This is a genomic window from Enterovibrio norvegicus (genome assembly GCF_002876705.1).
GTDB lineage: Bacteria > Pseudomonadota > Gammaproteobacteria > Enterobacterales > Vibrionaceae > Enterovibrio > Enterovibrio norvegicus_B.
The window spans coordinates 30,617-44,061 of sequence record NZ_MDAG01000010.1; the positions used below are offsets into that span (position 1 = coordinate 30,617).

Here is a 13,445-nt window from a genome sequence, read left to right on the forward strand (position 1 = left end):
TACTGAGTACTGAGTACTGAAAAGATTTTTAAAGACCTGAAATGCCGTCAAGCTTTTCGCTTTAGTCTTTACTTTTCCTAGGATCTAGGACCTGCTCTTTCTAGTCTCCGCTCTTCCTGCCCTTCCAGCTCTAAGCCGGATACGCCTTGCAACTAAAATGCTTACTGCCGCATTTTATGCAATTCGTTAGCACCCCAACGTGACTGTGTTCAGTCTGATTACCGCATTTTTCACAACTCAAAATGCCCAATCCGACCACCTCACCCGATTGATAAACGCCGTGATGTTGAATATCTTTCAACACTTCACGCCACTCAAGTTGGGTCTTGTCGGTGATTTCTGCGAGTTGCTCCCACAGCGTATTAGCAATGAGGCTTTTGAACAGCTCGCCGTCATCTGCGCGGTCTTCAGACGCGTTATATTGCTCGCTGAACTCCTGCACATCGCGCTTGAAATACGCTTCGATCAGGGCCAATTCATCCTTGGTCATGTCCGATGCGGCTTCAAAATAACGCTCTGATAAATCAACCCAACGTTGGAGCTCTTCAGGGCTGTGCTTTAAAGCGTCGCTAACCCGTTGAACGATCAACTTGTACTCTGCTTTTTGCTCTGACATAGGCCACCTCTGCATTCAACTGTTGTTGCGCCTTCTACCTTTAGTTATTCTATGTCGATTATTCAGATTCATTTTATACCTATCTCACAATTTCCCGGATGTCATCGATGCAAGAACAATACCGTCCTCAGGACATAGAGCCTAAAGTTCAGGCTGATTGGGACAACAACAAAACCTTCGTGGTTCAAGAAGACCCGAACAAGGAAAAGTTCTACTGCCTATCCATGTTCCCGTACCCAAGCGGCCGACTGCACATGGGTCACGTGCGTAACTACACCATCGGTGATGTGATCTCTCGCTACCAGCGACTGCAAGGCAAGAATGTCATGCAGCCAATCGGCTGGGATGCATTTGGTCTGCCTGCTGAAAACGCGGCTGTTAAAAACAAAACAGCACCCGCGCCTTGGACGTACGAGAATATTGAGTATATGAAGAACCAGCTAAAACTGCTGGGCTTCGGCTACGATTGGGATCGCGAATTCGCGACCTGTACACCTGAATACTACCGCTGGGAACAAGAGTTCTTCACCAAGCTTTACGAAAAAGGCTTGGTATACAAGAAAACCTCTTCAGTTAACTGGTGTCCGAACGACCAAACCGTTCTTGCGAACGAACAGGTTGAAGACGGCTGCTGCTGGCGTTGTGACACCCCAGTAGAACAAAAAGAAATCCCACAGTGGTTCATTAAGATCACTGCCTACGCACAAGAGCTACTTGACGATCTAGATACCCTAGAAGGTTGGCCTGACATGGTGAAAACCATGCAACGCAACTGGATTGGTCGCTCAGAAGGCGTTGAGTTGTCATTCAACGTGGCTGACAACCCTGTTCTAGAAGTGTATACCACGCGTCCTGACACCCTAATGGGCGTGACTTACGTGGGCATTGCAGCGGGTCACCCTCTTGCGGCTAAAGCGGCAGAGACGAACCCAGAGCTTGCAGCGTTTATCGATGAGTGCCGTAACACCAAGGTTGCAGAAGCAGAGCTTGCGACCATGGAGAAAAAAGGCATGGATACAGGCCTCAAGGCAATCCATCCTCTAAACGGCCGTGAAGTGCCTATCTTCGTCGCAAACTTCGTACTGATGGATTACGGCACAGGTGCCGTGATGGCCGTTCCTGGTCACGACCAGCGCGATTTTGAGTTTGCAACCAAGTACGGTCTGGACATCACGCCAGTGATCTTGGCTGAAGACGGCAACGCACCGGACATTTCTGAAGCAGCACACACTGAAAAAGGTGTTCTGTTTAACTCTGGTGAATTCGACGGTTTGGCGTTCGAAGCAGCGTTTAACGCAATTGCGGCAAAACTTGAATCAGAGGGCAAAGGCCACAAGACGGTTAACTTCCGTCTACGTGACTGGGGTGTTTCTCGTCAACGTTACTGGGGTTCTCCAATCCCAATGGTGACCACTGAAGATGGCCAAGTACACCCAGTACCTGCCGACCAACTGCCAGTGATCTTGCCAGAAGACGTTGTCATGGACGGCGTTACCAGCCCAATCAAAGCAGATAAAACGTGGGCAGAAACCACCTTTAACGGTGAGCCTGCACTGCGTGAAACCGATACCTTCGACACCTTCATGGAGTCTTCTTGGTACTACGCGCGTTACTGTTCACCGAAAGCTGACCAAATGCTGGATTCAGATGCAGCAAACTACTGGTTGCCTGTTGACCAATACGTGGGTGGTATCGAACACGCCGTGATGCACTTGTTGTACTCTCGCTTCTTCCACAAGCTACTGCGTGATGCAGGCATGGTTGAAAGTGACGAGCCGTTCAAACAACTGCTGTGCCAAGGCATGGTGTTGGCTGACGCGTACTACTACAACAACGAGAAAGGCGGGAAGGTTTGGGTTTCTCCTACTGACGTGACCGTTGAGCGTGACGAAAAAGGCCGCATCACCAGCGCAGTTGATACCGAAGGCAATAACCTTGTTCACTCAGGCATGACCAAAATGTCTAAGTCAAAGAACAACGGTATCGATCCGCAAGAGATGGTTGATAAGTACGGTGCAGACACCGTTCGCTTGTTCATGATGTTCGCGTCTCCAGCTGACATGACACTTGAATGGCAAGAATCAGGCGTTGAAGGTGCTAACCGCTTCCTGAAACGTATCTGGAAATTGGTATTCGACCACACGTCTAAAGGCGCTGTGGCGGCACTGGATGCTTCTTCACTGAATGCAGATCAGAAAACACTGCGCCGTGAAGTACACAAAACCATTGCTAAAGTGAGCGATGACATTGGCCGTCGTCAAACCTTCAACACTGCAATTGCAGCTGTGATGGAACTGATGAACCGTCTGTCAAAAGCACCACAAGAGACCGACACTGACCGCGCTATCCTAGACGAAGCGTTGAAAGCCGTTGTTGTGATGCTTTACCCAATCACGCCGCACATCAGCAATGAGTTGTGGACTGCACTGGGCGAAACTGACGCAGACCACGCTGCATGGCCAGAAGCTGACCAAAACGCAATGGTTGAAGATGAAAAACTGATCATTGTTCAAGTTAACGGCAAGCTTCGTGCGAAAATCACTGTTGCGGCTGATGCTGCAAAAGATGACGTTGAAGCCATGGCGCAAAATGACGAGCACGTTGTTAAGTTCACCGAAGGGAAAACCATTCGTAAGGTGATCTACGTGCCGGGCAAACTGGTTAATATCGTTGCAAGCTAAGCGCTTTGCTAACGCCCTTGACCGAAAAGAAAGGGAGTAATTCGGTGACATCGATCTTTCGTTCTCTCCGAACCCTGCTCGTTGTGGTGGCCGCTTTGGCCACCGCATCTTGCGGATTCCATCTCCGCGGTAGCTACAACCTACCTGACGAGATTCAAAAGCTTTCAATCACGAGCTTCGATAAATACGGGGCACTGACCCGTGAGATGAAAACCCAACTTCGCTTGCACGATATAGAAATTGTACCTGCAACGAAACATACAGCTTCGCTCGATCTAGTTAGTGAGACATACAGAGAGCGAACTTTATCTCTCTATCAAAATAGCCGAGTTGCAGAAAGGCAATTCGAATATAAGATCGCTTATTCTGTAACGGTCCCAACAAAAGGCCGCTATCGTTTCTCGATTACGTTAAGTCGAACCTACTTGGACAATCCATTGACTGCATTGGCGAAATCCGTAGAAGAAGAGATGTTAGCGCAAGAGATGCGTGTAGAAGCGACCAAGCAAATCATGCGACAGCTTGCTCGTTTGAATGCACATATCGATGCATTTGACCTCAAAGAAGCGGAAGAGAAAGCGCTGCGCGAACTCTACCAAGGCTTCAGCGAAGAAACACCGTCTGTATCGATTGAAACGCGTTTCGACGGTAAAGATGAACCTCAAGGTAAGCCGCTATCGATCTACTCAACAACGCCATCAGACGATGCAACCGAAGCGCGCGTTGAGGGTGACACCACCCCATGAGGATCTACCCAGAACAACTGACACAGCGCCTTTCCCAAGGCTTGTGTCAGACTTACTTACTGTTTGGCAATGAGCCACTGCTCAAGCAAGAGTCTATTCAATCCATCCTCAATGCCTCGCTGCAGCAAGGTTTCGAAGAGAAACACCGTTTTTCTGTCGATAACCAACTGAATTGGCAAGAGGTCTACGATGTTTGCCAGGCATTAAGCTTATTCGCAAGCCGTCAGGTGCTGATTCTCACCTTACCGGATTCAGCCCTGACCGCCGCACAAGCCAACGCCCTCAAAGCGCTTGAACCCTTCTTGCATCAAGATATTTTACTGATCTTAGACGGCCCAAGACTCAACAAGAAGCAAGAGTCCGCGCAGTGGTTCACGTTGTTCCAAAAAAATGGCGTATACATCCCATGCAACACACCGGATGCAAGACAGCTTCCGCGCTTTATCGAAGCACGCTGTCGTGAACTTCATTTAAAGCCAGACCATGAATCCGTGATGCTGCTTGCCCAGTGGCATGAAGGCAACTTGTTGGCATTGTCGCAAAGCCTGATGAAGCTTCAACTGCTTTATCCTGACGGAGCGCTTACGCTGATTCGTCTTCAGGAGGCGTTGTCACGACACAACCATTACACCCCCTTCCAACTGACCGATGCCCTTATTGAAGGCAAAGCAAAGCGTGCCGTGCGCATTGTGCGTCAGCTCCAAGCTGAAGGGGTAGAGATAACATTGCTGTTGCGTGTTATTCAAAAAGAGCTGGTACAACTTTGTAAGATGCAAGAATACGGCGCATCGGGAATGGGCTTAAATACCCTCTTTGACCATTTCAGAGTATGGCAAAACCGACGCCCAATACTTACTGCCGCCTTACATCGTCTGCCGCAGCCTCGATTAATGCTGTTACTTCACCGACTCGCAGACATTGAGGTGATGGTAAAAACGGACTTTGACAGCCAACCTTGGCCAGCACTCTCGGCGTTCACCATTGAGATGTGCGGTCATCCCGTGATGCGTGAACCTGTCAACTAACCGTCAAATCCCAACACGCTGTATTTTATTCCGATTCGCTAGTGTTATAATTTTTCGAACAATAGCCCTACATTCAGGGTTAAAGCTCGAAATACAACCCACTGGCGATCCGCGACAAGATTAAGGGGAAAGCATTGCTTCCGGAACAACTTCAACACTTTGTTGTCGATAAAGCAGATGACATGAAAGCCGTCGACATCGTTATTCTTGATGTTCGTGAAAAAAGTAGCATCACCGATTTTATGGTGCTGTGCACCGGCAACTCAAAACGCCATGTTTCTTCTATCGCAGAACATGTGGCGGATGAAGCCAACGCGGCGAATATCAATACCTTAGGTATGGAAGGTCAGAACGAAGGTGAATGGGTTGTCTTAGATCTCGGTGATGTGATGCTTCACATCATGCAAGACGAGCAACGCCAAACCTATGAGCTAGAAAAACTGTGGAACTGATCCGATGAAACTGCAATTGATCGCGGTAGGCACCAAAATGCCGAAATGGGTCGAAGAAGGCTATAAAGAATATAGCCGTCGATTCCCAAAAGACATGCCGCTTGAACTGATCGAAATCACCGCAGGAAAACGCGGAAAGAACGCAGACATCGCGCGAATTCTTCAAAAAGAAGGGGAAGCGATGTTGGCCGCTGTACCAAAAGGAAACCGCATTGTAACACTCGACATTCCTGGAAAGCGTTGGGATACCGAACAGTTGGCAGGACAGCTTGAAAGCTGGAAACTCGACGCCCGTGACGTATCTATCCTTATTGGTGGTCCTGAAGGTCTATCGCCAGCATGTAAAGCAGCGGCGGATCAAAGTTGGTCACTCTCTCCTTTGACGCTTCCTCACCCGCTGGTTAGGGTTGTAATGGCAGAAAGTTTATACCGCGCCTGGAGCATTACGGCGAACCACCCTTACCACCGAGAATAATGAATGAAACACAAGCGTAGTCCAATACGCGATCATCAGGCCGAATCTTCTCTGTTTTTCCGCCGAGCCGTTGTGGCTTTCGGCGGCATCTTTGCGCTTGTCGGAATTTTGCTTTTTAACCTCTACAACATCCAAGTAGAGGACCATGATGATTACATTACCCGCTCAAATGACAACCGTATCAAGGTGGTGCCTGTTGCCCCTAACCGCGGTTTGATTTACGACCGCAAAGGCAAACTGCTCGCAGAGAATCGCCCAGTCTATGCACTTGAGATCACGCCTGAACAAGTCAAAGATATCCCAGAAACCATTGCGCGCTTGCAAGACATCATGCCGATCAGTGAACGGGAAATTGCCTCATTCGAACGTGATAAAAAACGCACACGCCGATTTAATGCCGTTGCGCTGAAAAACCAGCTCTCGGAAGAAGAAGTGGCGATATTTTCTGCCAATCAACACAAATTCCCAGGCGTTGAAATCAAAGGCTACTTAAAGCGTTATTACCCTTATGGAGACGCACTTACCCATGTCATGGGTTATGTAGCCAAAATCAACGACAAAGATATCGCTCGCCTTGAACGCGAAGAACGTATCAGTAACTACAAAGCAACCCGCGACATCGGCAAGCTGGGCATAGAGCGCTTTTACGAAGGTGAACTGCACGGCACAGCAGGCTACCAAGAGGTAGAAGTGAATAGCCGCGGACGCGTGATCCGAACCCTTAAATACGTGCCACCAGAACCTGGTAAAGATCTGGTGTTGAACCTCGATATCGATTTGCAGCTCTATATTCGTGGCATTATGGGCGACCGACGCGGCGCTGTTGTCGTGCTCGATCCTAAAGACTCTTCCGTACTCGCCATGGTCTCGACCCCAAGTTATGACCCTAACCTGTTTGTTCATGGTATTTCAGGCCCCGACTATCGCGCCTTACTGAACGACAAAAACCGACCTTTGGTAAACCGCGCTACGCTAGGTATCTACCCACCGGCATCCACCGTGAAACCTTTCATTGCTGTCGCGGCATTGGAAGAAAAAGTGGTCACAACCAATACGACGCGAAACGACCCAGGCTATTGGCGATTGCCTAACTCCAAAACCCGCCCGTTTCGCGATTGGTTGGCATGGGGTCATGGCCGTGTAAACCTAAAACAGTCCATAGAAGAATCGGTGGATACCTTCTTCTATCAAATCGCCTATGACATGGGGATTGATCGCATTTCAAGTTGGATGAGTCGCTTTGGGTTCGGTGATTACACCGGTATCGATATTCACGAAGAAAGCAAAGCAAACATGCCGACCCGTGAATGGAAAATGGCACGCTACCGCAAGCCTTGGTACCAAGGGGACACCATTCCTGTCGGTATCGGCCAAGGCTATTGGACGGCCACCCCGATGCAACTCGCGAAAGCCACCACAGTGTTAGTGAACAAAGGCAAAGTGAACCCGCCTCACCTTCTGATGCGCACCATCAACGAAGGCGTGCAGGAACAAGCCACGTTTGCCCCTTATCCTCCGATTGAAAACGTCAAAGACAAATATTGGTCAACCGCCCTTGAAGGCATGAGATTGGTCAATCACGGTAAAAAAGGCACCGCACGTCGCGCATTTGCAAATACGCCATACATCACAGGTGGCAAATCGGGCACAGCACAAGTCTTTGGTTTGGGCGAAGATGAAGAGTACAACGCCGATGAATTGGCGGAACACCTTCGAGATCATGCACTTTACACTGGCTTTGCACCGTTCGAAGACCCTGTTGCGGTTGTTTCCATGGTGCTTGAAAACGCCGGTGGCGGTTCTAGCCAAGGTGGCCCAATCGCACGACGTATCTTTGATCATCTCTTGCTCGACAAAGACAATGAGGAGAAAACCCAGTGAGCCTTCTAGCGTCATCAGGACAGAAAAAGACGATCCTTGATCGTCTTCATCTCGATGCCCCGTTACTATTGGGCATTCTGGCACTGATGGGCTTTGGCTTAATTGTGATGTGGAGTGCAAGCGGACAAAACGTTGCCATGATGGAACGACAAGTGTTTCGCATGTTTCTCTCATTGGGTGTGATGTTTGTTCTCGCACAGGTGTCTCCCAGGCACTACGAGTTTTGGGCACCCTATTTATACGTAACAGGCATCATCATGCTCTTTGCCGTGCTCTTTTTTGGTGAAACGGCCAAAGGCGCACAGCGGTGGCTGAATTTAGGTGTCATTACCTTTCAGCCTTCTGAGCTTATCAAGCTCGCCGTACCACTCATGGTCGCTCGCTTTATCGGTAAAGAGCCTCTGCCACCGCGATTCAGAAACCTTGCGATAGGTTTGGTGCTGGTCTTCGTGCCCACCATTCTGATTGCCAAACAACCGGACTTAGGTACATCGATTCTTATTGCTGCATCTGGCATTTTCGTGTTGTTTCTATCTGGCATTAGCTGGCGAATCATTTTTGCAGCGGGCACCTTGGTGGCCGCCTTCATTCCCGTGCTGTGGTTCTTCTTAATGCGCGAGTATCAGCGCACGCGCGTACGCACCTTGTTTGACCCTGAATCCGATCCGCTCGGTGCGGGCTACCACATCATCCAATCTAAAATTGCGATTGGCTCTGGCGGTATCAGCGGCAAAGGTTGGTTACTGGGCACCCAGTCTCAACTGGAGTTTTTACCTGAACGCCACACAGACTTCATCTTCGCAGTGATTGCAGAAGAATGGGGACTGATTGGTGTTGCTTGCTTATTGGCACTGTACCTCTTCATCATCGGGCGCGGTTTAATGCTTGCTAGCCGAGTACAAACGGCGTTTGGTCGCATGATGGCAGGCAGTATTGTGCTCAGTTTCTTTGTCTATGTCTTTGTGAACATAGGCATGGTAAGCGGGATCTTACCCGTTGTTGGTGTTCCACTGCCCCTTGTGAGTTATGGGGGGACCTCGATGGTGACGCTAATGGCTGGCTTCGGCATTCTCATGTCGATCCATACACATAGAAAAATGCTTTCTAAGGCTTTGTAATGAAAAAATACCTAATTATCACTGCGATGTTGCTATCAGGCTGTGCTTCTGAAGATGGGCGTTACAGCCTTTCCGATGATAAAGCGCCAGAAACGTCACCAACGTTGGCACACATTGAAGATGCACTGCCTCGTTACGAGCCCTACAGCCGCGCAGGCAACAGCAATTACACCGTTCTCGGTAAAGATTATGAAGTGCTTAAAGCGCCTGAAGCGTTTTCTGAAACCGGCATTGCGTCTTGGTATGGCGAAAAATTCCACGGCCACAAAACGTCAAATGGCGAAATTTACGACATGTACTCCATGTCCGCTGCGCACAAAACATTGCCGATCCCAAGCTACGTCGAAGTTGAAAACACCAGCAATGGTAAAAAAGCCATTGTACGCGTGAATGACCGCGGTCCTTTTCACGAAGGTCGCGTGATTGACTTAAGCTACGCGGCTGCATCGAAATTAGACGTACTAAAAACGGGAACCGCACCTGTAAAAGTGACCTTACTCAAAATTGACAAACCTACTGACGATACAGAGTGGCAAGGTGCACGATTAAACCGTTATTTTGTACAATTGGTGGCTATCTCGGACCAAATGAAAGCAACCAAAGCGGCTGAAACATTTGCAAAGCAATTTGATTTGCCAACCGACATTCGCCAATCAGGAAACGTGTATCGCGTTCGCCTAGGTCCATTTTACGACTATGATCAAACGCAAAATGCGGCGATGAAAGCACGCGAGCAGCAAATAAATGAGGCATTTATCGTTGCTGAGCCGATTGCAGGTGAACTGTCGCAAAAATAGAATGTCATTAATTAGTAAGTTGTTGTAACCCTGTCTGACACTTAATCAGCCGATCTGATATAGTGTTGCCAGTTTTGACTAGAGAAATACCAAGTAAGTACCTAAAACTATGAATAAATCATCCTCTTTGTTGCGCTCTTTAGTCTTATCGACTGCCGTTTTAGCATCCGCATCAGCGGTCGCTGCGCCTTCCGTTGTCCCAGATGCCCCGCAGATCGCTGCGAAAGGCTACGTATTGATGGACTACAACTCTGGCAAAGTCCTTGCCGAGAACAATGCTTACGAACGTTTAAACCCTGCTAGCTTGACCAAGATGATGACCAGCTATGTCATCGGCCAAGAAGTGGAACGTGGCAACATCAGCCTCGAAGACGACGTTGTGATCAGTAAAAATGCATGGGCGAAAAACTTCCCAGGCAGTTCAAAAATGTTTATTGAAGTAGGCACAACAGTCTCTGTTGCCGACTTGAACCGCGGCATCATCATCCAATCAGGCAACGATGCCTGTGTTGCTATGGCTGAGCACGTGGCAGGATCTGAAGATTCATTTGTCGACCTGATGAATGGTTGGGCGAAAACCTTGGGCATGAAAGATACCCATTACGCCAACTCACACGGTCTTGACCATGATGAGCTTTACTCAACGCCTTATGACCTTGCGCTACTAGGCCAAGCCTTGATTCGTGATGTTCCTGAAGAGTATCGCATCTACGAAGAGAAATCGTTCACTTACAACGGCATCACCCAATACAACCGTAACGGTCTACTTTGGGATAAAAGCATGAACGTTGATGGCATTAAAACAGGCCATACCGAAAAAGCGGGTTACAACCTTGTCAGCTCTGCGACTGAAGGCAAAATGCGTCTTATCGCCGTCGTGATGGGCACCAACAGCTCTAACGCACGTAAAGCTGAAAGCAAGAAGCTGCTTAACTACGGTTTCCGTTTCTTCGAAACTGTCGCACCGCACAAAGCGAACGAAACGTTTGTGACTGAGAAAGTCTGGATGGGCGACACAGACCAAGTGGCTTTGGGTGTATCAGAAGATACCTACGTAACCCTTCCACGCGGTAAAGCACGTGACTTGGAAGCAAGCTTTGTTCTAGAGAAAACGCTTGAAGCACCCATCGTCAAAGGCGACGTTGTAGGTAAACTTTACTACCAAGTTGATGGCGAAGACATCGCGGAATACCCACTGGTTGCGTTGAATGACGTACAAGAAGGTGGTTTGTTCAGTCGCTTGATGGACTACATCATCATGTTCTTCAAGAGCTTGTTCTAAGTTCGCTCAGAAAGAACATTAGCAATTTCAAAAGGCAGCCGATGGCTGCCTTTTTATTTTGATTCTTCGTCCCCATATAAAAAGAAATCACGGGGTTTTACATCGTCTTGTTTTCTGTTAACAGGACGATTACTATGCTCCCCAATTCACAAATCGTGATCATAAGCACAAAAGATAGACGCCCAGAGAGTGTATTTGGCGTCCAGCCTGGAGTAGAAAATGCAAGAGCAACCAAAACTAAAAGACCTGCTGGAGTTCCCATGTAAGTTCACTTACAAAGTCATGGGCTACGCCAAACCAGAACTTACAGATCTGGTTTTGGAAGTTATCCAGCGTCACGCACCGGGTGACTACACCCCAAGCGTAAAACCAAGTGGCAAAGGCACGTACAACGCGGTATCTGTCTCTATTACAGCCACTTCTATCGAACAAGTTGAAACGCTGTATAAAGAACTGGGTGACATTGAAATTGTACGCATGGTTCTCTAACCAGCTGTTACCATTCTGAAATACCCTTACTGACGGCGGCTGTTAATTCAGCCGCCGCTCATTATAATGCTGGAGAGAAGGCCGACATATTCAGCCAATCTCAGACTCAGTCCACATCTTTACCAATTCAACGCGAAGCAGGTGCCAATTTGCAGCAGAACCGTCTTATCATCAGACAACTTGGGTTGCAGCCATACGAACCTATCTTGCAAGCTATGCATACATTTACTGACGAACGTGACAGTGATACATGCGATGAAATTTGGTTGGTAGAGCATGAGCCTGTGTTTACACAAGGCCAAGCGGGCAAAGCAGAACATTTATTGGCAACGGGTGACATTCCCGTTGTACAAAGTGATCGTGGTGGACAAGTGACGTACCATGGTCCTGGTCAGCAAGTGGCATACATACTGATCGACCTAAAACGAAACAAAATGGGCGTGCGCGAGCTGGTCACTCATATCGAAAACATCGTTATCGATACACTGGCTCACTTTGACATCGAATCAAACGCACGTCCTGATGCGCCAGGCGTCTATGTGAAAGACACAAAAATATGCTCGCTGGGTCTTCGTATCCGTCGAGGATGTTCTTTCCACGGCCTCGCGCTCAATGTAAACATGGATCTTTCCCCCTTCCTTCGTATCAACCCATGTGGTTATGCAGGAATGGCGATGACGCAAACTGTCGATCTTGGTGGCCCAGCCTCGTTAGCTGAGTTAAACCCAGTGTTAGTAGATAAACTGACTTCGCACCTCGGTTACGATCAGGTCGAGTCCCTAACAGAAAGCAATCAATTATGAGCAAACCGATCCAGATGGAACGCGGCGTGAAATACCGCGATGCAGACAAAATGGCGCTCATCCCGGTCAAGAACATGCCGACCGAGAAAAAAGAGATGCTGCGCAAGCCCGAGTGGATGAAGATAAAACTTCCATCTGACAGCAAACGTATTCAGGAAATTAAGTCTGCATTGCGTAAAAACAATCTGCATTCTGTCTGTGAAGAAGCGTCTTGCCCAAACTTGGCGGAGTGTTTCAACCACGGCACAGCCACGTTCATGATTTTGGGTGCGATTTGTACTCGCCGCTGCCCATTCTGTGACGTTGCCCATGGTCGTCCAAACGCAGCGGATGAAAATGAGCCAGCGAAACTGGCAAAAACCATCAGCGACATGAAGCTGAAATACGTGGTGGTCACCTCCGTTGACCGTGACGATTTGCGTGACGGCGGTGCAAAACACTTTGCTGACTGTACCCGTGAAATTCGCGCTTTGAACCCAGAAATCCGTATCGAAACCTTGGTACCTGATTTCCGTGGTCGCATGGAAACCGCACTTGAGTTGCTAAAAGACAACCCGCCAGACGTGTTCAACCACAACCTGGAAACCGCACCTCGCCTTTACCGTAAAGCGCGTCCAGGTGCGAACTACAAGTGGTCACTTGAGCTATTGAAAAAGTTTGGTGAAATGCACCCGAACGTGCCAACCAAATCTGGCGTCATGATGGGTTTGGGTGAAACCAAAGAAGAAATCGTCCAAGTCCTGAAAGATTTACGCGAGCACGGCGTTACCATGCTGACATTGGGTCAATACCTTGCCCCAAGCCGTCACCACTTGCCGGTTGAACGTTACGTGCCACCTGAAGAGTTCGACGAGCTACGTGATATCGCGTTGGAGCTAGGCTTCACACACGCAGCATGTGGTCCGTTCGTGCGTTCTTCTTACCACGCTGACCTGCAAGCACAGGGCGTGGAAATCAAATAAGTCGCTTTAACTGACTTTTGAATAAATAGCGCCGAGTATCTACTCGGCGTTTTTGTTTTCCCTGCTCTTCCTGCTCTTCCTGCTCTTCCTGCTCTTCCTGCTCTTCCTGCTCTTCCTG

Annotated in this window: 13 protein-coding genes; 12 read left to right on the forward strand and 1 reads right to left on the reverse strand. The window is 48.7% G+C overall.

Annotation, left to right across the window (positions count from 1 at the left end; genetic code table 11):
- Positions 1-130: 130 nt before the first annotated feature.
- Positions 131-616: a zinc ribbon-containing protein gene (locus BCT27_RS06060; RefSeq protein WP_102395325.1), complete on the reverse strand. Its 486-nt coding sequence runs from the start codon at positions 614-616 to the stop codon at positions 131-133.
- Between the two features lie 107 nt (positions 617-723).
- On the opposite strand from BCT27_RS06060, the gene leuS reads away from it, so the two are divergent.
- From leuS to lipA, 12 genes are all read left to right on the forward strand, one after another.
- Complete coding sequence (leuS, locus tag BCT27_RS06065; protein ID WP_102395326.1) at positions 724-3,297, forward strand: leucine--tRNA ligase; 2,574 nt, start codon at positions 724-726, stop codon at positions 3,295-3,297.
- Positions 3,298-3,341: 44 nt separating this feature from the next.
- Complete coding sequence (locus BCT27_RS06070; RefSeq protein ID WP_102395327.1) at positions 3,342-4,043, forward strand: LPS-assembly lipoprotein LptE; 702 nt, start codon at positions 3,342-3,344, stop codon at positions 4,041-4,043.
- The gene (holA, locus tag BCT27_RS06075) at positions 4,040-5,068 is read left to right on the forward strand and encodes a DNA polymerase III subunit delta (RefSeq protein ID WP_017011305.1); all 1,029 of its coding nucleotides are present in this window, start codon (positions 4,040-4,042) and stop codon (positions 5,066-5,068) included. The genes BCT27_RS06070 and holA overlap by 4 nt, the downstream gene beginning before the upstream one ends.
- 134 nt (positions 5,069-5,202) lie before the next feature.
- A complete protein-coding gene (rsfS, locus tag BCT27_RS06080; RefSeq protein ID WP_017011306.1) occupies positions 5,203-5,520 on the forward strand; it encodes a ribosome silencing factor in 318 nt (105 codons plus the stop codon).
- A 4-nt stretch (positions 5,521-5,524) separates the two neighbouring features.
- Positions 5,525-5,995: a 23S rRNA (pseudouridine(1915)-N(3))-methyltransferase RlmH gene (rlmH, locus tag BCT27_RS06085; protein WP_017011307.1), complete on the forward strand. Its 471-nt coding sequence runs from the start codon at positions 5,525-5,527 to the stop codon at positions 5,993-5,995.
- Positions 5,996-5,998: 3 nt separating this feature from the next.
- Positions 5,999-7,876, forward strand: coding sequence for a penicillin-binding protein 2 (gene mrdA / locus BCT27_RS06090; RefSeq protein ID WP_102395328.1), 1,878 nt, complete (start codon positions 5,999-6,001; stop codon positions 7,874-7,876).
- Positions 7,873-8,994 (forward strand): peptidoglycan glycosyltransferase MrdB, encoded by a 1,122-nt coding sequence (gene mrdB, locus BCT27_RS06095; protein ID WP_102310028.1) that lies wholly within the window; start codon positions 7,873-7,875, stop codon positions 8,992-8,994. The genes mrdA and mrdB overlap by 4 nt, the downstream gene beginning before the upstream one ends.
- Positions 8,994-9,791, forward strand: coding sequence for a septal ring lytic transglycosylase RlpA family protein (locus BCT27_RS06100; protein WP_102318401.1), 798 nt, complete (start codon positions 8,994-8,996; stop codon positions 9,789-9,791). Before mrdB ends, BCT27_RS06100 begins: the two co-directional genes overlap by 1 nt.
- A gap of 109 nt (positions 9,792-9,900) precedes the next feature.
- Positions 9,901-11,073, forward strand: coding sequence for a serine hydrolase (locus tag BCT27_RS06105; RefSeq protein WP_102389710.1), 1,173 nt, complete (start codon positions 9,901-9,903; stop codon positions 11,071-11,073).
- 219 nt (positions 11,074-11,292) lie between these two features.
- Positions 11,293-11,562, forward strand: coding sequence for a DUF493 family protein YbeD (gene ybeD / locus BCT27_RS06110; RefSeq protein ID WP_017011312.1), 270 nt, complete (start codon positions 11,293-11,295; stop codon positions 11,560-11,562).
- A 149-nt stretch (positions 11,563-11,711) separates the two neighbouring features.
- Positions 11,712-12,365 (forward strand): lipoyl(octanoyl) transferase LipB, encoded by a 654-nt coding sequence (gene lipB / locus BCT27_RS06115; protein WP_102318403.1) that lies wholly within the window; start codon positions 11,712-11,714, stop codon positions 12,363-12,365.
- Positions 12,362-13,327 (forward strand): lipoyl synthase, encoded by a 966-nt coding sequence (lipA, locus tag BCT27_RS06120; protein WP_017011314.1) that lies wholly within the window; start codon positions 12,362-12,364, stop codon positions 13,325-13,327. Before lipB ends, lipA begins: the two co-directional genes overlap by 4 nt.
- Positions 13,328-13,445 lie beyond the last annotated feature (118 nt).